This is a genomic window from Streptomyces sp. 11-1-2, from assembly GCF_003595545.1.
Lineage (GTDB): Bacteria > Actinomycetota > Actinomycetes > Streptomycetales > Streptomycetaceae > Streptomyces > Streptomyces hygroscopicus_B.
Map to the genome: position 1 here is coordinate 8,608,175 of NZ_CP022545.1, position 19,917 is coordinate 8,628,091.

The 19,917-nt window shown below is 68.8% G+C and carries 20 protein-coding genes and 1 pseudogene; 18 read left to right on the plus strand and 3 right to left on the minus strand.

What is annotated here, in order from left to right:
- The first annotated feature begins 3 nt into the window (after positions 1-3).
- Positions 4-1,248: a helix-turn-helix domain-containing protein gene (locus CGL27_RS36980; protein WP_014055891.1), complete on the plus strand. Its 1,245-nt coding sequence runs from the start codon at positions 4-6 to the stop codon at positions 1,246-1,248.
- A 305-nt stretch (positions 1,249-1,553) separates the two neighbouring features.
- Entirely contained in the window at positions 1,554-1,991 is a 438-nt protein-coding gene (locus CGL27_RS36985) for a VOC family protein (RefSeq protein ID WP_119992059.1), read from the plus strand.
- Between the two features lie 461 nt (positions 1,992-2,452).
- Here CGL27_RS36985 and CGL27_RS36990 read toward each other — a convergent pair whose 3' ends face one another.
- Positions 2,453-2,812 carry a hypothetical protein gene (locus tag CGL27_RS36990; protein ID WP_119992060.1) on the minus strand — a complete coding sequence of 120 codons (360 nt, stop codon included), beginning with the start codon at positions 2,810-2,812 and terminating at the stop codon, positions 2,453-2,455.
- 694 nt (positions 2,813-3,506) lie between these two features.
- Between CGL27_RS36990 and CGL27_RS36995 the strand changes: the two genes are divergently transcribed.
- Both CGL27_RS36995 and CGL27_RS37000 read left to right on the plus strand, forming a co-directional pair.
- Positions 3,507-3,941, plus strand: coding sequence for an ATP-binding protein (locus CGL27_RS36995; RefSeq protein WP_240450762.1), 435 nt, complete (start codon positions 3,507-3,509; stop codon positions 3,939-3,941).
- 82 nt (positions 3,942-4,023) lie between these two features.
- Positions 4,024-5,088, plus strand: coding sequence for a radical SAM protein (locus CGL27_RS37000; RefSeq protein WP_119992061.1), 1,065 nt, complete (start codon positions 4,024-4,026; stop codon positions 5,086-5,088).
- 24 nt (positions 5,089-5,112) lie between these two features.
- On the opposite strand, the gene CGL27_RS52475 is transcribed toward CGL27_RS37000, so the two are convergent.
- Positions 5,113-5,442 (minus strand): helix-turn-helix transcriptional regulator, encoded by a 330-nt coding sequence (locus tag CGL27_RS52475; protein ID WP_240450763.1) that lies wholly within the window; start codon positions 5,440-5,442, stop codon positions 5,113-5,115.
- Positions 5,443-5,906: 464 nt separating this feature from the next.
- Between CGL27_RS52475 and CGL27_RS37010 the strand changes: the two genes are divergently transcribed.
- The 14 genes from CGL27_RS37010 (at position 5,907) to CGL27_RS37075 (ending at position 19,530) form a co-directional block, all read left to right on the plus strand.
- Complete coding sequence (locus tag CGL27_RS37010; RefSeq protein ID WP_119992062.1) at positions 5,907-6,614, plus strand: HAD-IA family hydrolase; 708 nt, start codon at positions 5,907-5,909, stop codon at positions 6,612-6,614.
- Positions 6,611-8,458, plus strand: coding sequence for a hypothetical protein (locus CGL27_RS37015; RefSeq protein ID WP_119992063.1), 1,848 nt, complete (start codon positions 6,611-6,613; stop codon positions 8,456-8,458). The genes CGL27_RS37010 and CGL27_RS37015 overlap by 4 nt, the downstream gene beginning before the upstream one ends.
- The gene (locus tag CGL27_RS37020; RefSeq protein ID WP_119992064.1) at positions 8,455-9,405 is read left to right on the plus strand and encodes a thymidylate synthase; all 951 of its coding nucleotides are present in this window, start codon (positions 8,455-8,457) and stop codon (positions 9,403-9,405) included. Before CGL27_RS37015 ends, CGL27_RS37020 begins: the two co-directional genes overlap by 4 nt.
- Before the next feature lie 8 nt (positions 9,406-9,413).
- On the plus strand, positions 9,414-11,132 hold the full coding sequence (locus CGL27_RS37025; RefSeq protein ID WP_119992065.1) for a carbamoyltransferase C-terminal domain-containing protein: 1,719 nt from the start codon (positions 9,414-9,416) through the stop codon (positions 11,130-11,132).
- Complete coding sequence (locus tag CGL27_RS37030) at positions 11,129-12,181, plus strand: hypothetical protein (protein WP_240450764.1); 1,053 nt, start codon at positions 11,129-11,131, stop codon at positions 12,179-12,181. The genes CGL27_RS37025 and CGL27_RS37030 overlap by 4 nt, the downstream gene beginning before the upstream one ends.
- 96 nt (positions 12,182-12,277) lie before the next feature.
- Entirely contained in the window at positions 12,278-12,787 is a 510-nt protein-coding gene (locus CGL27_RS37035; protein ID WP_119992067.1) for a topology modulation protein, read from the plus strand.
- A gap of 31 nt (positions 12,788-12,818) precedes the next feature.
- Positions 12,819-13,667: a class I SAM-dependent methyltransferase gene (locus CGL27_RS37040; protein WP_119992068.1), complete on the plus strand. Its 849-nt coding sequence runs from the start codon at positions 12,819-12,821 to the stop codon at positions 13,665-13,667.
- Positions 13,664-14,425 (plus strand): phosphotransferase, encoded by a 762-nt coding sequence (locus CGL27_RS37045; protein ID WP_119992069.1) that lies wholly within the window; start codon positions 13,664-13,666, stop codon positions 14,423-14,425. The genes CGL27_RS37040 and CGL27_RS37045 overlap by 4 nt, the downstream gene beginning before the upstream one ends.
- A complete protein-coding gene (locus tag CGL27_RS37050; protein WP_119992070.1) occupies positions 14,422-15,078 on the plus strand; it encodes a histidine phosphatase family protein in 657 nt (218 codons plus the stop codon). Before CGL27_RS37045 ends, CGL27_RS37050 begins: the two co-directional genes overlap by 4 nt.
- A complete protein-coding gene (locus CGL27_RS37055) occupies positions 15,075-15,911 on the plus strand; it encodes an aminoglycoside phosphotransferase (protein WP_119992071.1) in 837 nt (278 codons plus the stop codon). Before CGL27_RS37050 ends, CGL27_RS37055 begins: the two co-directional genes overlap by 4 nt.
- A 35-nt stretch (positions 15,912-15,946) precedes the next feature.
- Positions 15,947-16,945, plus strand: coding sequence for an NAD-dependent epimerase/dehydratase family protein (locus CGL27_RS37060; RefSeq protein WP_240450765.1), 999 nt, complete (start codon positions 15,947-15,949; stop codon positions 16,943-16,945).
- 31 nt (positions 16,946-16,976) lie between these two features.
- Complete coding sequence (locus CGL27_RS37065; protein ID WP_119992072.1) at positions 16,977-18,098, plus strand: adenosylhomocysteinase; 1,122 nt, start codon at positions 16,977-16,979, stop codon at positions 18,096-18,098.
- Between the two features lie 5 nt (positions 18,099-18,103).
- Positions 18,104-18,655: an NUDIX domain-containing protein gene (locus tag CGL27_RS37070; protein ID WP_240450766.1), complete on the plus strand. Its 552-nt coding sequence runs from the start codon at positions 18,104-18,106 to the stop codon at positions 18,653-18,655.
- Positions 18,656-18,690: 35 nt separating this feature from the next.
- A complete protein-coding gene (locus CGL27_RS37075) occupies positions 18,691-19,530 on the plus strand; it encodes a 3-deoxy-manno-octulosonate cytidylyltransferase (RefSeq protein WP_119992074.1) in 840 nt (279 codons plus the stop codon).
- A gap of 134 nt (positions 19,531-19,664) precedes the next feature.
- On the opposite strand, the pseudogene CGL27_RS52480 reads toward CGL27_RS37075, so the two are convergent.
- Positions 19,665-19,859, minus strand: a pseudogene (locus CGL27_RS52480) (hypothetical protein); the annotation flags it as partial.
- Between the last annotated feature and the right edge of the window lie 58 nt (positions 19,860-19,917).

Sequence of the window (19,917 nt, forward strand, 5' to 3'; positions counted from 1 at the left end):
GCTATGGACGAAGAGCAGGCCCGGAGGATCGGTGACCGACTGCGCTCGGCCCGCCGCCAGCGCGGGATGAGCCTGCGCACCTTAGCGGGCCTGGCTGGGGTGTCTGTCGGCTACCTGTCGATGGTGGAGAACGGCCGACGGCTGCTGGACCGCTCCAGTCTCATCACCGCTTTCGCCGAGGCGCTGCAGATCGCCCCGTCCGAACTGACCGGCCAGCCCTTCGCCCCGGCGGACCCGCGCTCCAGTGAGGCTCACGAGGCGATCCCCGCTTTGCGGCTGGCGCTGATGGGCGTGACCATGGCCGCCCCGCCGGACCGCCGCCCACCAGAGGTTCCGGTGGCGGTGCTGGCCGAGCGCGTCGAGCGGGCCAATCGCCTCTATCACGCGGCGGAATATGGCACCCTTGCCGCCAATCTACCGGCGCTGTTGGCCGACCTGCACGCGGCTGCCGAGACAGCCGATGGCGTCGTCGCACGGCATGAGCTACTGAGACTGCTGGCGGATGCCTACCATCCGGGCTGCACCTTGCTCCTGAAGAACCTCGGCTACACCGACTTGGCGTTCATCGCCGTCACCCGCGCCGCTGAGGCGATCGCCGAATTGGATGACCCGGTCTACTCCGCGCTGTCCGCCTTCTTCCACACCCATGTGCTCATGGCGGTGGGCAGCCCCGCCGAAGCCCTGGCCCAGGCCACCGCCGCCGCCAACACGCTCCAAGCCCACCTGACGACTCCGGACGCCTATGCACTGCTCGGCGAGCTCCACTTGATCTCCGCCACCTGCCTGACTCAGGACAGAAAGAGGTCTGGAAAGACCCGTGCGGAAGAGGTCCGCGACCATCTCACCGAAGCTGCCGACCTCGCCGACCGTACGGGGGAGACACGGGCCTGGCACCTGAACTTCGGCCCCACCAACGTCGGAATCCACCACGTCAGCCTCAACACCGACCTTGGCCTGCACGGCGAGGCCGTACAAGCGAAGGACGGGGTGCGTCCCGAGACCCTTGCGGAGGCTCCTGGGCGGCAGGCCGCGTTCCATGCCGATCTGGGCCGGTCGTTGACACATTTGCGGGGCCGGGAAGCCGAGGCGGTCGCCGCCCTGCTGACCGCCGAACAGATCGCCCCGCAACGCATCCACGCCAACGCGCCCGTGCGAAACACCGTCGAATATCTCGCTGATCGGCAGTTGCCCACCGGCGCCGCCCGGGACCTGCGAGGTCTGGCGCACCGTATCGGCCTGTCGCTCTGACTAGTGGCCTGCTCGATCAAGTGACCCGGGAAATGCCGCGGCGGCGGGTGCGCTTATTCGCGGTGCCGCCAGAACGCGCCCGGTTGGCCGCCCGGGGACCGGTGGCATGACGGCGCAGACGTGATCGGCAGTGCGAATGTGAGTCGGCCCGATCGGGTGACTCAACGCTGGTGATGGCGCGGGTGTCTCGGCCCTTTGGGGAGCGGGCGGATAGGTTGAGCGGGATCCGGTCGCTGAAAGCGGTGCTGACGAGGCCGAATCCCCGGCCCCGCAGTCCAGTCGCAGCAGGGAGTGCCACCACCGGCATGGACGTTCTCTTCATCACGAGCGTGGCGGTGGTCGTCGCCGACCCGCCCCTGAGCCGCAAGCTGTTCATCGAGGCTCTTGGCCTCCCCCTGGAGGGGGAAGGCAACGGTTACTACTCCAGCGGGCGCGTCCCCGGCAGCAAGCATTTCGGCCTGTGGCCGCTCTCGCAGGCAGCCGAGGCATGCTTCGGCACTGCCCAGTGGCCCGCCGACCGGGCGGTCCCGCAGGCGTCGATTGAGTTCGAGGTGGCGAACACGGAGGCCGTCACAGCCGCCGGTGCCGAACTACAGCGCGCGGGCTTCGACCTGGTGCACCAGGCCCGCACCGAACCGTGGGGCCAGACGGTGACCAGACTTCTCACGACGGACGGCCTGATCGTCGGGATCTCCTACGCCCCCTCCTTGCATGACTCGCAGGACGACCAGCACCCCGAGTGAGCCCGGCTCAGCAGCCGATCAATTTCCGGACCGATCAATGTAACTGAGCCACTAGCAGCATCCTCTGCCGAGACTGTATGCATGCGCCCGCGCCTGAGTGTATAGGCCGGACGTGGGCGAGAACTGGCTCTGACGTCGTCATTCGGCCCCGCCCGGACGGCTAGAGCTGGCCCCGATTCGTGAAGATCCGTGACGGCTTCAAGTGGCTCCTCCTGGTGACCGCCGCCTGGTCAAGGCCAGGCCCGAATGGGGCCGTTTCAAGCCGTCACTTGAACTTATGGGGCCGGCTGGGACGTTTTGGTGGGGCCGCTGGACAACGTCGAAGCCACCGGGCTCGCGCCGTGAGGCGGCGCCCTGCGTTTCGAAGGCTTCGGCGCCGCCTCCGGCCCATGCCGCAGGGTTCTGACGCAGCTCCTGCTGACTTCGCAGTGCTCTCGCACGCGCCGCGCGTCGAGCAGGTGTCAGCAGTAGGCGCGCAGCCCCCAGACGAGACTCCAATTGATCTCGGTGGGACCGGAGTCAGCGGGCGCGACATGGTTCACGGAGCCGTAGTAGTCGAACATCTTGACTATGCCGCCTCCGGGAAGGCGGTTGTCCCAGTATCCGACGCCGCTCCAAGGCACCAATGCGGACTCGCCACAGTGCAGGACGAGCTGGTCGCCGCTGCCGCTGGTGGCGCAGAACGCGTCGGGCACGGCGCACGGAGCCGCGGCCGCACGGCTGGTTGAGAAGCTGTCGGTGGCGGCGGCGCCGGTGGTCGTGCCTGTCAGCGCAGCGGCCGAGAGGGCGAGGACGGTGAGGGCGGTGCGTGTCTTGCGCATGTGTGCCTGCTTTCGTGTGGGTCCGGTTGCTGTGGTGGCAGCGTGCTGGAACGGGTGTGGGAGAACCTGGGGCGAATCTTGAATTGTGCCGGTGGTCGGCGGTGCGTACCACGATCGGGCACGCTGGGCCTTGTGGCAGCGCTGCGCCTACGTACGCCTAACGCTTGAGGCTTGCGGCCCACCGCGGCGCAGTCCTGTCTGCGGCGGGCCTTGCGTCCTGACGGACATCGGCGACCCACGCGCGGCCGCCGTCAGCACCAGGCTCGATCACCTCACCTGGCTTCGACGTTGTTCAGCGGCCCCACCAAAACGTCCCAGCCGGCCCCATAAGTTGAAGTGACGGCTTGAAACGGCCCCATTCGGGCCTGGCCTTGACCAGGCGGCGGTCACCAGGAGGAGCCACTTGAAGCCGTCACGGATCTTCACGAATCGGGGCCAGCTCTAGCCGTCCGGGCGGGGCCGAATGACGACGTCAGAGCCAGCGAGAACATTGCCCCGTACTCGACGTCTGTACAGGTCTCGTACGCCACCGGGCACGCGGGCGTGCGTGCTTCCCGCTTCCTGGCGGACGTTTCGTAGCGGTGAACCCCCTGATCCATGGCTCGGAAGTCGTGAGTTCACCGTCGTGAACACCTCTTTGTGCTCGAACCCTTACCTTCGGTGACGGTCCGGGTGGCTGCCGCCCGGAGAGAGGGTGAGCCCCACGATGTCCAGCACTGTGATGCACCACGAGTTCCAGGTGATCTCCACGGCCGAGCACGTACGGCCGGCCCGCCACGAGACCGCCAAGGTTCTTGCTGAGTGGGGCATATCCAAAAGGGTCGTGGACACCGCCTGTCTGATCATCAGCGAGCTGGTGACGAATGTGGTGAGGCATGCGGCTGTGCTCTCGCCGACTGCCACGGTCACCCTGGCCGTGGATGATGCGGCGATGGTACTGAGCGTCGCGGACGCCCATCCACTCAAGCCGAAGCCCCTGCTAGCTCCCCACAGCGTCGGCGGTCGCGGTCTGTTCATGGTCAACGCTCTGGTGAGGGAGGTCCATGGCCGAGCCGAGGTCCTCTCGGACACCGGCACAGGCGGCAAACGGATCGTCATTCACCTTCCCCTGGCTCCCGTTGCCACCTGATCCACCGCACGGCACCCGCGTCAGAAAGCGCCCACAGCGACGCTGCCGAACACCATCTCTCCCCACGTGAAAGGGACAGCCCATGCTCGAATCTGTCCGCCACCTTGATCGGGTGGCCCGCGAGTGGAACATCAACGCCGAAGACGTACTGCTGATCGCGCTGAACGCGTCCGGCGCCCGTTCCCCGCTGACCAAGCCCCGCATGCGCTTTCGACTGCGGTTGGACTCCCGTCCCGATTCCCCGCTGTTCCTGATCCTCTCGCTCGGCCGCCAGGAGTCACCGTTCGAACTGGATGAGCACGAACTGCGTCTGAACGGCGAGAAGGTCGGCGAAGTCGACAGCATCGAGGACGACGACGCGGTGCTGGGTTACTGGCGTAACGGCACGAAGATGCTCACCCTCAATTCCAATGCCCGTAGCCAGTGCACCGGCTGCGTGTTCTGCCCCAACACTCTCGAAGGCGCGTCCGACCCGAAGATCAAGGCCTTGGACCTGTCCGGCTACCTCGGTGCGCTGGCCGCGAACTCCGACATGGAGGATCTGTCGTCAGTACAGACAGTCACGGTGTGCACGGGCTGCTTTCTCCATGAGCACCTCGCGCTCGACCACCTGGCCGAGGTCCGTACGGCGATGGGCATGAACGGATGCACCGGCACCCTGCACTTCCTGTCCTCCGTTCTGACCAGCGAGAAAGGCATGGACTCTGCCGCCGACCTGGGACCGTTCCACCTCACGCTGACCGCCGAGTGCTTCACCGAACGACGGCAGATCCTCAAGGAGTCCAAGGCCAAGCTCACTCCGGCCGAGATGACCGACGCTCTGGGCCGCGCGAAGCAGCGGGGTATCACCACAGACTTCACCTACATCGTCGGCCTGGACCCGATCGAGGACGCCATCAGGCACCTCAAGGACTTCGTGCCGGTCACCACCACCTTCCCCCGGTTCCAGACCTACCAGGCCCACAACGCGTTCATGGACATGTACCGCACGCCCGGGTCGGAGACGATCGAGTGGCACCTGACCGTGCGCCAATGCCTGGAAGAGCTCTTCGCTCCTACAGGGCTGCGTCCACAGTGGTGGCAGAACTACCGCAGTCCGTGGTGCTTCACCTTCGCCGGGGAGGAATTGACGGGGGCGAAGGTTTGATGACGCGGCCGACCACTCCCGCGCTCAATGGGATCGGGACGATCGTAGTCCGCGCCGTCCGTGCGTGGCGGATATCCCCACAGCCCGCTGGGTTCCCTTCCGGTCTTCCTCAGCCGGTCGCCGCCGCAGTGGGTGAGCCGCCGGCAGGCCCTGCCTGGGCCAAGCACCGCACCCGGTTCGCCATCGTGTGTGGTTCGTAGGGACGTTTTCACCATTCTCATACCGACTTACCTCCCGGCGGGTCACCGTCGCCCGGCCGGACGCCGCGTTGATCGCATCCGCCTGCTCGTCCTGCGATCGGTCCGCGTTACGGCGCAGCTGACGGAGTAGCTCGGCGAACGGATCTGCTGCCATGAGTCTGACCTCTATCGGTGGGGGAAAGCCAATCCTCTCTCTCCAACTCCCCTCTGATTTCCCCCTTGACAAAGATTTCCCCCCTCAGGTTTCCCCTGTTACGGATGGCGAGGCCGCGGTGCGATGGGCACATGACCACGCACTGGGCAGCATCGTCGCCCCGACCTGAGAGGAATGACGGCGGGGCCACCGCCGTCAGCAGCGCACCCGCCGGGTGTTCACACCGGCCGTGCTGCGGCAGAACGCGAAGAACTTCATGAAGGGGCCTACGGCCCGCTAGGCGTGGGCCCTGTCCCGCCACGGACGTGCTCTGCAGCCCCGAGGCCGGCGCGACCGCATGCACGTGGCGCTGTTCAATGCCGCGTTCGAGGAGGTCGGCGGCCCGGATCAGTACCCCGAGTGCGAACTCGAACCGGGTTCGGCCCTCTGAGGCGCGACTGCCACCCCTGACGAGAAGGACGATCATGACCGTTCCCGCTCCGGAATCACCCCCGGCTCCGCCCACACCCAGCATCACAGCCAGCGACAGCACGTCGTGCGCACTTCTTCTCGACCTCGACGGCGTCCTGCTCGACACCCGTCCGGTGATGCGGAAGGCGTGGCGGAAGGTCCAAGAGCTTCACCGCATCACCCTTCCGTTTCACGACTACGAGCGCCACCTGGGGCGCGAATTCGGCGACATCATGCAGCGACTGGGTGTGACCGACGCCGAGGCAGTCCGCCGGACGTACGAAACGGAATCCGTCGGCGCCGCACACCTCGCGCAGGAATTCACTGGCATCGTCGAGATGCTCCACGCCTTCGTGGCCGCCGACTGGCGGCTGGGTGTGGTGACGTCGAAGCACGTCGATCGCGCGGCACCGCTCCTCGCGCGCCTCGGATGTCCCTTCGCGACCATCCGTACCCCCGCGGGGGCGGGCCGGACGAAGCCGGCCCCAGACCCGCTCCTCCTCGCCCTGGTCGACCTCGGAGTCGATCCCGCCGCAGCCGTGTACGTGGGTGACATGGCGGTAGACCAGGAATCGGCCGCCCGCGCCGGGGTCGCCTACATCCACGCTGGATGGGGATACGGGCAGCCCGCCTCACCCGCACCCGAGACTGCCGCTTCGCCCAAGGAACTGCTGCGCCTTCTCCGCCCCGCCGAGCGGCTCGTCGAGGGGAGCATGGTGTGAGTGTCCCCACGACTGGTGGTCTGGGCCTGGTCCGCTCCGCCTTCGCCAGGAAGCCAACGTGGGCTCTCGTCGGTAGCGGCGCGCTGGCGCACGCAAGAACCGACCACATCCACACTGCGGAACTGGAAGCCACGGCCGTCGACCGGCAGGTGCTGCGCGCTTGCGTCGAGGACGTCATGGCTTCCCTGGATCGCTATGGCGCCTCGCTCGCCTCCACTCCTGGCGGAGCCGGGTGGCTCCACGTCCAGCATGTTCCCGTGCGGCGCTTCGTTGCCGAGATCGTGCGCAAGCTCCTGGCGCTGAACGCCTGGGAGCCGTTCGCTTCGGCGCCGGGGCCCCTCGCTCTGGCCCCGTACGAGGGACTCGTGGGACTGCGTTCGAGCAGCTCGCGGGAGTACCTGGCCTACACCGTGACCTGGTCCGGCATCGCGTACCTGCTCGGGGCCGCGGCACCGCACAACCCGACCCACTCCGCCCAGCTACGCAACCGCGCCCGGGTAGGGGCGGCGAATACGGAGCCGAGCCCACTCCCCGCGGACGTGCGAAGGCAGGACGTCTTGGCGCTGTCCTGGACCTCCCGGCACGCTGCCACGCTGATGCCGGTTCTCGCCGAACTGGCGCGCGACGGACAGCCGAGTCTTCTGCTCGATCTCGCCACCGATGCCACAGAGCGGTGCTCCGCGGCATCGGTCACAGGCATCGAACTGCGCTCGGCGCCGAGTGACCTCTTCACCCTCTCCGGCACCGCCGAGGGCCTACGCCTGTCTGACGACGAGCACGTAGTCCACGTGGAAGGCCACGATGTTCAACTCGCGCGGCTGGTGCGGCTCTTGTCAGTTCTGCTCGAAACCAGCGGTGGCTGCACACAGCCGTCGTGGCGGACCCTGGTGCGGGCGGAGAGCTGGCTCGACGACATGCTGTCGACAGCCCGGCCGCACACCGTCCTCCTGAGTAACGACACCAGCCCCCTCGGCGTGCTGGCCGCGCACGTCGCCGAACGACACGGCGCGAATTCGGTGCACGTCCAGCACGGGGCGTGGACGGCGGAATCGGCAGCCTGGCCGGCCCTGCACAGCCGCGACATCATCGTCATGGGCGAACGAGACCTCGCTCTGGGACGAGCGTGGGTGCGCCACCCCGATGCTGAGGTGCACGTACTCGGACAGCCCCGCTTCGATGTACTCGCCGGTCTGGGCCGCGAGGCACAGCGACGGTACCTGGAGAAGCTGCTGGCTCTGGGTGGCCGCAGCGTGCCCGCCCGGATCGCGGTGTGGGCCTGCCAGCCGTTCAGCCCGGATCACCTCAAGTCCCATGCGGACTTTCTCCTGGATGGCCTTGGTGAGGCGGACGGCGGCTGGGGTCTCGTCATAGCTCCACACCCGGCGCAGGGTGCCGATGCCTTCACCTCTCTTTTGAAGCGGGATGGCGGGCCGCTCGTTGCCGTGGCCGATCCCCGGGTCGGTGCGCGAGGCTGCCTCGCCGGCGCTGACGCCCTGGCGAGCGCGTACTCGACGTGCGGGATCGAAGCCGCGCTGCTGGGGGTCCCGGTCCTCGAAATCGGCCCGCCGGGTGAACGCACGCTGGACCTGGCCGGTCACGGTCTCGCGACCCGCTGCCTTGACGCCGGTGGCGTCGCCGAAGCGCTTTCCGCGCTGCGTGAACCGCGTACGCCCATCCCGCAGACGGCCCTGGACGCGGTGTGCCGGTGGCGTGGCGACAGCGCGGCTCGGATCGCTCGCCTCATCACCGACCGCGCCGCATCCGCCAAAGGGTCGTGCAATTCCATCCACCAAGATGCGGGCGCCTCTGCGTCGCCCCAGGACGAAGGAGTATCCGTCCGATGACAATCCTCACCGCCGACAGCATGGCCGAGCTGTTCTCCGGCGCTGTCACGCTGGCCAAATCCGGCGAGAAGGCCAGCCCACGGGGCATGGCTACCCGCGAAGTCCGTGACGTCCACCTGCTGCTCGCCCAGCCGCGCGCCCGTCTGCTCTACGCACCGCCGGCCCGAATCGTGAACCCGGCCTTCGCGGTCGCCGAGACAGTTTGGCACCTGTCCGGATCCGACGCCTCGTGGATCTTCGACTACAACGAACGGCTGCGGCAGTACGCCGACGACGGCGTCCTCCTCGGTGCGTACGGACCCAGGATGCGGAACTGGGCCGGCAAGGTGGACCAACTGGCCCGCGTCGTGGAGATCCTCAGGGAGGACCCCGACTCCCGGCGAGCCCTGATCCAGCTCTACGACCCGGCCCAGGACGCCGCCGGGCACAAGGACGTGCCCTGCACCCTCGGTTTCCGGTTCCATCTTCGCGCTGGCCGCCTGCACATGGCGACCATGATGCGCGGCCAGGACGTGTGGATCGGCATGCCGTACGACGTGTTCTTCTACACCGTGCTGCACGAGCTGGTCGCCGGGTGGCTCGACGCGGAGCTGGGCGAGTTCCACCTGCACGTCGGCTCGCTGCACATCTACGACGAACACGTCGAGCAGGCCGAGCTACTGACCTCGCTGGCGGCGAGCCCGCACATGCCTGACCTGCGAACGCCCTGGACAGGCTTCGCCGGTCTGCTCGACCAGGTCGAGGCCGGCGACGTGACCGGCCACCCCGGCTGGGATGCGATGGCCGAGACGCTGCGCAGTTACCGGCTGTGGAAGGACGGCAAGCGCGAGCAGGCGGGGCGGGCGGCCGACAGGATCGACGGGCCCCTCGGCCAGGCCCTCACCGCCTGGTACGGAGAGCTGAAGCGGCGCTCGACCAAGCGCGCCGCGACGGCCGGGGCAAGGTGACCGCCGCCATGAAGCGCACACCTTCCGTCGTCCTCGGCCTGTGCTCGTACACCCACGACTCGTCGGCCGCCCTTCTCGTGGACGGTGAACTCGTCGGCTTCGTCGAGGAGGAGCGCCTCTCCGAGCAGAAGCACACCAAGCTTTACCCGGCCCGCGCCATCGGGTGGCTGCTCGGCCAGGCCAAGCTGAGCGCCGACGATGTGGACGCCGTCGCCTACAACTTCCAGCCCTCCCGCTACCTCGCCGAGTCGCCCGCCGCCCTGGGCCTGGCGCTCTCGCCGGCGACGCGCGACCGGAGTCTGGCGCGTGCTCACGGGTTTGCCAAGGTGGCCGTGCGTACCCGGCAGCGGCTGCGTGTCCTCGGCAGCCAGTTCCCCTCTGCCCACGTCACCCCGGTCCTGCACCACCGCGCCCATCAGCTCACCGCCTTCGCCGCCTCGGGCTGGGACGAAGCCGCCGTGCTCGTGGTCGACAGCCTCGGCGAGCGGCAGACCACCACCATCGCTCGGGGCCACGGCACCCGTCACCCCCGGTCCCAGACGCTGGAAGCGATCAACGACCCGGCCTCCCTGGGGTACGTGTACGGCGCTGTCACCGAGCACCTGGGCTGGCGCCGGGGCGACGAGGAAGGCACCGTCATGGCGCTGGCCGCCCTCGGCGACCCCGCCCGCTTCCGCCACCTGTTCGCGAGGGCCGTCCGTACCACGGCAACGGGCTTCCACATCGACCCCGGCTACTTCCCCACACGCACCCTCAGATCGGGATACCAGAGGACATCGCGGCGGTTCGTCACCGAGACCTGCCCCGAGCGGCACCCGAGCGAACCGCTCACGGACCTCCACCGAGACCTGGCGGCTGCCCTCCAGGAGCGGACCGAGCAGGTGATGGTGCACCTCGCCCGCCGCGCCCGTGTGCTCAGCGGCTCCCGACGCCTGTGCGTGGGAGGCGGTGTCGCCACGAACTGCGTGAGCATCGGGAAGATCATCGAGTCCGGCATCTTCGACGAGGTATTCGTACCGCCGGCACCAGGTGACGCCGGTACCGCGATCGGCGCCGCCCTCGCCGTGCACGCCGATCGGCGCAACCCTCGCCCGGTCGCCGGCGTCGCCCGCACGTGCTACCTCGGCCCCTCCTACGAGGACCAGCCCCTCGACCTCACCCCCTGGCCCGGCCTCCGCCAAAATACCCTGGGCATCGAGACCGCCGAGTTCCTCGCCGACCAGCTGGCCCACGGCACGATCGCCGGACTGTTCCAGGGTGCCGTCGAAGCCGGGCCGCGCGCCCTGGGCAATCGCTCGATCCTCGCCTCCCCGCTGGAGCCCGGCGTCGTCGAGCGCCTGAACGCCACCGTGAAGTTCCGCGAACCGTTCCGGCCCTTCGCCCCCATGGTCCCAGCCGAGCGCGCCGACGAGTTCTTCACCCTCGGCCAGCAGGCACCGTACATGTCCATGGCCTCCGGGGTGACGGACAAGACGCGCGAACGTGTGCCAGCCATCGTGCACGCCAATGGCACCTCCCGCCTGCAGACCGTCACCAGGTCGCAGAACCCGTTCATGCACGCGGTCCTGACCGCCTTCGGCCGTCGGACCGGCGTGCCCGTGCTGATCAACACTTCCCTCAACGTCAAGGGGAGGCCGATCTGCGGGACACCCGAGATGGCACTGGATTGCCTGGCCAACTCCGGACTCGACGCCCTGCTCCTCGAAGGGCGGTGGATCACCAAGTGAAGATCGGATACAGCTTCTGGGGCTTCCTCGGCAACGGGGTCACCGACACCCCGGACGGGGGCCGCAGCCACCGCCGCCCCTTCATCGACGCCCTCAGCGCCCGCGGGCACAACATCGTCTTCCTCCAGGCCGACCGCGACCGCCTCGAAGCCGGCGACGACCTCGGCAACGCGTACACCTTCGACGACGGCACCCCCGGGATCGACGTCCTGTTCCTGGAATGGCGCTGGGCGATCCCCGGCCGCAACACCACGGTCTGTGGGACCGAGGGGCACACATGCGACCTCCACCGTCAGGCCCAGCTCATCAACCACTACACGGTGCGGCACCGTACGCCTACCGTGATCTGGGACAAGGACCGCACACTGCGGGCCGAGAGCGTGTGGCGACGTTCGGCCCACACCCTCGTCTGCGAGGCCGCGCTCGCCCCGACCCACGGCGCACGCTCCCTACTCTTCCCCGTAGCCGAGCACCTCATCGCCCAGGCGGACCCCGTGGCCCTCGCGGCACAGCGGCGGGACCTCGTGCTCGGCTACGTGGGCAACCAGTACGACCGCGACGAGCCCTTCGCACGCTTCTTCGCCCCGGCTGCCGCCCGCGTCGATCACCTGGTCGCCGGAAAATGGACGAAGACCGACCGCTGGCCGCACGTCCGCTTCGTGGGCCGGATCCCATTCGAGGCCGCCGCCGGCGTCTACGGCCGGTCCCTGGCCACAGTGCTCATGCTGCCCGAGCGGTACGCCGCCGTCGGACAGATGACCCAGCGCATCTTCGAGGCCGTGCTCGCCGGGTGCCTGCCGCTGGCCCCGGCAGACATCCACTTCGCCGACCGGTTCGTCCCGCAGGAGCTGGTCGTGCGCTCCGACCAAGACGTGCTCGAACGCCTCTCCTACCTCCGCGAGATCGCCGGCACCCAACCGCACGCCGACCTGATCGCCGCGTGCGTGGACCGCCTGCGCCTGTTCGGCCTGAACAAGCAGGTCAACACCCTGGAATCCGTCCTGCACGGACTCGTCGGGACCACCGCGACCGAGCGGGGAGCTGCCTGATGCAGACCGCCCGACTCACCAAAACACCTGGACCATCCGATCGTGTCCCCGAGGATGGGGCCGCCGGACACCCGAACCTCTCTACGCTGGAGCACCATGAAGAAGGTCGCCATCGTCGGCTGCGGAGGCAGCGGCAAATCCCACGTGGCCCGCGAACTGGGCACGATCCTCGACGCCCCGGTGACGCATCTGGACGCCGCGTTCTACGACGACGAGTGGAACGCGCTGCCCATGGACAAGTTCACCGACGTGCAGCGCGAGCTGGTCGCGCAGCCGCGGTGGGTGATCGACGGCAACTACAACTCGACGCTGCAGGTGCGGCTCGAAGCCTGCGACACGGTGGTCCTGATGGACGTGTCGACGGTATCGGCGCTGTACGGGATCTTCTCCCGGCAGATCCGGCACGGGGCCGGGCACAAGGGCAACGGGGTGCACAACCGCATCCACTGGGGCGTGATCAAGTACGTCGCCACGTACCGGCGCAAGATGCGGCCCCGCGTGTTGGCGAAGATCGAGGAGTTCGGCTCCGGCGCCGATGTGGTGCTGCTGGCCAATCGGCGCCAGACGCGCCGCTGGCTGCAGAAGGTGGCCGCCGAGCAGTCCTGAACGGCCCGCGCCCCCGGGCAGGGGGTGCGGCGTGAACGAGCCCAACCCGTTCCTGGACCCCGTCCGGCAGCAGGAGCTGTACGGGCGTGCCTCGCGGCTGGCGGTGCGGACCAGTGCCCTGATGCGGGCGAAGATCTCCGGCCACCCCGTGCCCGAGACGATCGTCAGTCTGGTGCAGACCCACCACGCGCGGCCGGACCGGCTCGGCGTGGTGCTCGACATCGGCTGCGGTCGCGGCACGAGCAGCCTGGTCATCGCCGGGCAGCTCCGGCCGCAGCGTGTCGTCGGCCTGGACGCCGCCCCCTCTCTGCTCGCCCAGGCCCGCGAGCGCGCCAAGGAGCTGCACGACATCCCGGTGGACTTCGTCGAGGGCGACTTCCACGACCTCCCGCTGCCCGCCGGGTCGTGCGACGTCGCCGTCGCCGCGTTCTGCCTCTACCACTCGCCGCATCCCAGGGACGTCATCGCGCAGATCGCCAGGGTCCTCGCTCCCGGGGGCCTGGCCGTGCTCGTCACCAAGGGCCTCGACAGCTACCGGGAGATGGACCAGCTGGTCGCCTCCGCCGGCCTCGACCTGCGGGCCGACCAGCACGAGAGCCTCTACACCGCAGCCCACAGTGGCAACCTCGCCGACCTGGCCGCCTCCTCGCTCGACGTGATCGCCGTCCTGGACGAGGAGCACGCCTTCACCTTCGACGGCCACGATCACACAGCGCAGTACCTGGCCACCAACCCCAAGTACGACCTCGCGCCCGGTCTGTACGGCAACCCCGGGGCCTTGGCCGCGACCCTGCACGAATTCCTTCCCGACCGGCCGCTCACCACCCGGTCCCGCATCACCTTCGTCGTCGCCCAGCCGAACGAAGGGCGGCCGGCATGAGCCTCACGCCGTTCACCAAGCACTACCCGACACCGGAGCGCGCGGCGAGGGCTGTGCGCCACTACCGGTGGATCAACGAGCACGCAAAGCCGCTGCGGCAGCCGGCACTCCACGCCATCGGACCCGACAGCCTGACGTTCGAACGGATCGAGGGCCGCTCCGTACGTCCCGCGGATCTCCCGCGCATGGCGGAACTGCTGGGCCACGCCCACGGTGCCGCCTGGGCCAGCGACCTGCGGTCCGCGTCGCTGGGCACCCCGCACCGCTTCCAGGACGGCACGGCGTTTGGCGGCTACCTCGACCTCCGGGAGATCGCGCTCTGGCGTCGCCACGAGCAGGGCTATCTGCCGAACAAGGTGGCCTTGTACGCGATGCTCGGCCTGCTGGAAGAGACCGCCCAGGGGCCGTTCGCTTTCTACAAGGACAGCAACCCGCGGAACTTCATCATCACCAGCACGCAGGACATCGTCACCGTCGACACCGACGACTTGTCCCTCGCCCCGATGGGATACGACCTCGCCAAGCTCATCGCGACGCTCCACCTGACGTACGGACCGCTCACGGACCAAGCCGTCAGCGCTGCCCTGCTCGCGTACAACGCGGCGGCCGGAAGGCACAACGCCCGGCTCGGCACCACAGACCGCCAACGACTCGGCGACTTCCTGGCCCTGCACGCCGTCCTGAACGCGCCCTACGTCGGGCGCAACGATTACCGCTACAGCTGGCCGGTCCGCTCCCATCTCCGAGGAGCCTCATGATCACCACTGAACTCGTCTTCGTACGGCACGGCCAGGCCCAGTGCAACGCCGACGGCATTGTCGGGGGCCCGCGCACCTGCACCGGCCTGACCAACCTCGGGTACGCGCAGGCTGAACAGGCCGCACGCCGCCTGGCTACCGAACACCTGATGAAGCCCTTCGACGTGGTCTTTGCGGGCCCGCGGATCCGTCTCGTCCAGACCGGCGAGATCATCGCCCAGACGCTCCAGATCCCACTGCACCACGACGACCGTCTCGACGGCCCCGTCCACGGCGATGCCGACGGCAAACCCTGGGATGCGGTGAAGACGGCCGCCAACGGCGGACCGCACGCGCATCCCGACACTCCCTGGGCCGCTGGCTCCGACACCTGGAACGGGTTCCTGGAGCGTGCCAGCAGGAACCTGAGTCAGCTCATCGGGGAGAACCAGGGGAAGCGCATCGTGTTCGCGGCCCACGGGGAGACGGTTATCACCGCACACACTCTGCTCCTCGGCATCCCGATCGGCTCGCCGGCGGGCTTCACCCACAACCACGCTTCCATCACCCGCTGGCAGCACCACCGCAACCGCCTGGGCCAGACGCGCTGGATGCTCGACCGGCACAACGACACCGAGCACCTCAGTCTCCTCACGCCGGAGCCGACTCCGTGATCGCGACATCGGACGACCCCCGGATCCGACTGGCGCACCACTTCCTCGGCGCAGTCGAGATCGCACCCGACCCCGTGCTTCCGCCCCGGGTCGTGCGTGTGGTGGCCAGCGACGGGGGTCACTTCGTTGCCAAGCAGCACGCAGAGCGCGACCGGTACGTCGGGGAACTCCGCGCCTACGGGGCATGGGGCACCCACCTGACCGGCCACGCGCCGAAGCTGGTCGGCCGTGACGACGCCACCCGCACCCTGCTGCTGACCGCGCTCACAGGCGATCGGGCGGACACCGCGGCCCCGGGATCACCCGAGGAGGAACTGGCCCATCACGAGGCCGGCCACGTCCTCGGCAAGCTCCACCGGGCCACCGCCATGCCCCAGGGCGGCGCCGTCGGTGCAGCGCTCGCCGAGCGCCTCCAGAGCTGGATCGACCGGGCCGTCCACGCCGACCTGATCGACACGGCCGAGGAGAACCTGCTGAAGCACCACGCGGCCATCCTGGGAAACAGCCGCATGGACAGCGCGGTCTGCCATCTCGACTACCAGCCGCACAACTGGCTGATAGGCGACACCTTCGGTGTCTGCGACTTCGAGCACATGCGACACGACGCCCGTGTCCGCGACTTCGCACGGCTCGAATTCCGACGCTGGCAAGCCGCACCCCACCTCCGTACGGCTTTCTTCGACGGCTACGGGCGTCCGCTGAACGACACCGAGCGTCGCCTCCTGGAGTCCTTCGGCGCCATCGAGGCGGCCACGGCCCTGGTCAAGGGCCATCAGGAGAACGACCCCACCCTCAGCGAGCACGGCAGAACCGTCCTGTCCCGGCTCACCTGACCTTCCTCTTCGACGACACCTCTCTGGAGATCCCCGTGCCGCAGCACGAGCAGCCCCCGATCACCGCTGCCCCCCGTCGGGTCGTGGTGACCGGCTCCGCCGGATTCATCGGCTCCCACCTCGCACACGCCCTCGTCCAGGCCGGTACCACCGTGATCGGCGTGGACCGCCGAGACACGTCCACCGACCCCACGGCCGCCGCCAACCTCGCCGCGCTGCGTGGGCTCCCGGGATACCACCACGTCACGGCCGACCTCCTCCACTGCGCGATCGACCCTCTCCTGATCGACGCGGACGCGGTCTTCCACCTCGCCGGAATCCCCGGCGTACGGCCCTCCTGGGGACCGCAGTTCGGCGACTACCTCGCGTCCAACGTGCTGGCCACCCACCGAGTCCTGGAAGCCTGCACCCGCATCGGTCTCCCCCGACTGGTCGTCGCCTCCTCCTCCAGCGTCTACGGTCCGACCGACGGCGGAGCGAGCCTCGAGGCCGACCGTCCGAAACCCGCCTCCCCTTACGCCGTGACCAAACTGGCCGAGGAACAGCTCTGCCTCGCCTACGCCGAGCGCCCCATCGGCCCCAGCGTCGTCGCCCTGCGGTACTTCACCGTCTACGGCCCCCGGCAGCGCGCCGACATGTTCACCCACCGCGCCCTGCTGGCCGCCCTGACCGGACAGCCGCTGCGTCTGTACGGAGAAGGCCACCAGCGACGCGACTTCACCTACATCGACGACGTGGTCGCCGCCACCATCGCCGCCGCCGTCGTGCCGACCGCCCAGGGTGCCATCAACGTCGGCGGCGGATCGAACGCATCGCTGCTGGACGTGATCAACATCGCCACCAGCCTCACCGGCCGCGACATCCAGCTCCATCAGGACCACGCGCGCAACGGTGACGTCCTCCTCACCCGCGCCGACCCCAGCCGCGCCCGAGAAGTCCTCGGCTGGCAGCCGCGAGTCGACCTCCACCGCGGGCTGCGCGCCCACATGCAGGCGCTGGCCTCCCAGGTTCCGGATTACAGCCGGGCCGCATAGCCCTGCGGCTCGGAGCCCGAGAGGAGTGGTAATGGAAAGTCCCGAGCGAGCGCGGCTGGACGCCTTCTTCCGGCAGATCACCGCGCAGTTCCCCGCCGGCGAGACGATCACGACGCTGGTCATCACGCACCTGCTCCCGGAAAGACCGGCATTCCTGCGCGCTATGGCAGCGGTGTCCACGGTCGGCGCCGTATTGCCCAAGCCCCGGTCGATCCACCAGCCGACCCTCGACGCGGTCCGTCGCACCCTCCCGGTCCACGACCTGACCCGGGAGCGGTTCACCGACGAGACGCAGGCCCTGGACTACCTGGAGGACACGGCCGGCGGCCGGGACGTCGTCCTGGTGGACATCGGTGGGTACTTCGCGGCGAGCCTCGACACCCTCGTGAGCAAGTTCTCCGGCCGCGTCCTCGGCGTCGTCGAGGACACCGAGAACGGTCACCAGCGGTACGCGGCCCTCGACTCCCTGCCGTGCCCGGTCGTGTCCGTGGCCCGCTCCCCGCTCAAGGACTGCGAAGACCACCTCGTCGGCCGGTCGATCGTCTTCTCCACCGACGCCCTCGTCCGCGCCCGTGGGGACATCCTGACCAGCCGCAACGCCTGCGTCATCGGCTTCGGCAAGGTCGGCCGCGCCATCGCCCAGACCCTTCGCGCCCAGGACCTGCGCGTCACCGTGTACGACAGCGATCCGATCAAGCGAGTCCAGGCGCACTCCCTCGGCTTCCGCACCAGCACCTCCACCGCCGACGCCGTACGCGACGCGGAACTCGTCCTGTGCGCCACCGGCAATCTCGCCCTTCGGCACGGAGACTTCGCAGCGTTGCGCAACGGCGCGTACCTCGGCTCGGTGACCTCCTCCGAGGACGAACTCGAACTCGGCAGCCTCCACGACCTCTACGAGCGCAGCCCCGTCAGCACCCAGTTGACGCGATACGAGGTCACCGGCCACTACTTCTACGTTCTCGCCGACGGGGGTGCCGTCAACTTCGTACACGGCGCCGCCGTCGGCGCGTACATCCACCTCGTCCAGGCCGAGATACTCGCCGCCACCGCCGCACTCAGCCACACCCGCTTCCAGCCCGGACTGCACGAGATGACGGCGGCCGACCGCAACACCATCGCCAGAACCTGGCTCCGCCACTTCGAAAGGTGACCCCGGTGCCTCCCTCCGTCGACCACGTCCGCTCTGTCACCGAGGCGTACCTCGCCCGCCACCCGGAGGAACGCGATTCCCTCACCCTGCTGTTCGCCGCGCTCGCCGGCACGGACGCCCCCACGAGCCGCAAGACGTACCCCGCCCACGTGACCTGCAGCGCCATCCTCATCGACGGCGACCGGCGCGTGCTGCACATCGTGCACAAGGCGTCCGGGAAACTGCTGGCGCCCGGCGGGCACAACGAACCGGCTGACCGGCACCTGCGCGACGCCGCCCTGCGCGAACTGCACGAGGAGGCCGGCATCCCGCCCAGCGCCGTCGGCCCCCTCTCCGGCTACGAGGACGTTCCCCTCGACATCGACGTGCACACCATCGACGCGAACCCCTCGAAGGACGAGCCGACCCACCACCACGTGGACTTCCGCTGGGCCTTCCACCTCGGCGCAGAGCACGCGGTGACGCTCCAAGAAAAGGAGGTCGACGGCTACGAATGGCGGCCGTTCGCGAGTGCCCCTTCACCCACCGTCCGCGCCAAGCTCGCCCTGCTCACCTGAAGTGCCCACTCCGACCCGACCACCAGGAGGACGCCGTGGCCGCCACCACAGCCCAGCCGACCGGCGCCAAACCGCGCCGGCACATCGCCGTCATACCCTGCCGCTGGAGTGCTTCGCGCTTCCCCGGCAAACCACTGGCCGTCCTCGGCGACAAGCCGCTGCTCTGGCATGTCCACCAGCGCTGCCTGGAGGCCAAACGTCTCGACGGAGCTGTCGTGGCGACCGACGACGAACGCATCGAAGCGGCGTGCCGCCAACTGGGCATCGAGTGCATCCGTACCGCAGAGCACCTCACCGGCACCGATCGCGTCGCGGAGGTCGCCGAGCGCCTGCCGGCCGAGGCGTACATCAATGTCCAGGGCGACGAGCCGTTCATCTCGCCGACCGCCATCGACGACATCTCCGAGGCCCTGGAGTACAAGCCGCCGGGCACGCTCGCCGTGAACGCATATGCCGAGCTGCACGACCCGGGCGCCGTCCTCGACCACAACGTCGTCAAGGTCGTTGTCTCGGCCCAAAGCAAGGCTCTGATGTTCTCGCGCCAGCCCATCCCCTATCCCAAAGGCGACAGCCCGAAGTACCTACGCCAACTGGGTCTGTACGGCTTCACCAGCTCGGCTCTCCAACACTTCCTACAACTCCAGCAGGGGCCCCTGGAGCGCGCCGAGGGTGTGGAGATGCTGCGCTTCGTCGAGCACGGCCACGCCGTGCAGATGGTCCCTGTCCTGGACGACGGTGTAGCGGTAGACACCCCGGAGGATCTGGCGCGAGCCGAGCGCCTCTTCGACCAGTACGGCGGAGCAGTCCGACGCGTGGCGCCGCAGGGCGGTCGCCTGCTGACGAAGAAGGCGCCGTCACCTACAGCGGCGACGTAGAGGCCATCCGGTCCATGGTGCGATGACGCCCTCGGCCGTCCCTCTGAGCAGGGTGCCAGGCGCTCGGCCAGCGCGAGCAAGCTCCGGTCCGCATAGGCCGGGCCTACGAGCTGCACACCGATCGGGAAGCCCTCGGCGCTGCGCGCAAAAGGCATGACCAAGCTGGGCAGACCGACGTGGCTGGTGAGATTGGCCCAGCCGGTCTGGTCGAAGAAGCTCTGTTCGACGCCTTCGACCGTGAGAGAACGGCTTCCGGCTGGGCGGTGCACATTCGCACAGCCCTCGATCTCGCTGACCGGCTGTTGGAACGGCATCATCGCCCGGCGCATGCCCCGTTGCTGAGAGTGCTCATTTGGGTAGTCTGGCAAGTCGGGGCAGGGCGATTCA

Excerpts from the sequence above, each read along its gene's own strand:
- CGL27_RS36980 (WP_014055891.1), top strand. The coding sequence starts at position 4 with ATGGACGAAGAGCAGGCCCGGAGGATCGGTGACCGACTGCGCTCGGCC.
- CGL27_RS36985 (WP_119992059.1), top strand. The coding sequence starts at position 1,554 with ATGGACGTTCTCTTCATCACGAGCGTGGCGGTGGTCGTCGCCGACCCG.
- CGL27_RS36990 (WP_119992060.1), bottom strand. The coding sequence starts at position 2,812 with ATGCGCAAGACACGCACCGCCCTCACCGTCCTCGCCCTCTCGGCCGCT.
- CGL27_RS37000 (WP_119992061.1), top strand. The coding sequence starts at position 4,024 with ATGCTCGAATCTGTCCGCCACCTTGATCGGGTGGCCCGCGAGTGGAAC.
- CGL27_RS52475 (WP_240450763.1), bottom strand. The coding sequence starts at position 5,442 with ATGGCAGCAGATCCGTTCGCCGAGCTACTCCGTCAGCTGCGCCGTAAC.
- CGL27_RS37010 (WP_119992062.1), top strand. The coding sequence starts at position 5,907 with ATGACCGTTCCCGCTCCGGAATCACCCCCGGCTCCGCCCACACCCAGC.
- CGL27_RS37020 (WP_119992064.1), top strand. The coding sequence starts at position 8,455 with ATGACAATCCTCACCGCCGACAGCATGGCCGAGCTGTTCTCCGGCGCT.
- CGL27_RS37025 (WP_119992065.1), top strand. The coding sequence starts at position 9,414 with ATGAAGCGCACACCTTCCGTCGTCCTCGGCCTGTGCTCGTACACCCAC.
- CGL27_RS37035 (WP_119992067.1), top strand. The coding sequence starts at position 12,278 with ATGAAGAAGGTCGCCATCGTCGGCTGCGGAGGCAGCGGCAAATCCCAC.
- CGL27_RS37045 (WP_119992069.1), top strand. The coding sequence starts at position 13,664 with ATGAGCCTCACGCCGTTCACCAAGCACTACCCGACACCGGAGCGCGCG.
- CGL27_RS37050 (WP_119992070.1), top strand. The coding sequence starts at position 14,422 with ATGATCACCACTGAACTCGTCTTCGTACGGCACGGCCAGGCCCAGTGC.
- CGL27_RS37065 (WP_119992072.1), top strand. The coding sequence starts at position 16,977 with ATGGAAAGTCCCGAGCGAGCGCGGCTGGACGCCTTCTTCCGGCAGATC.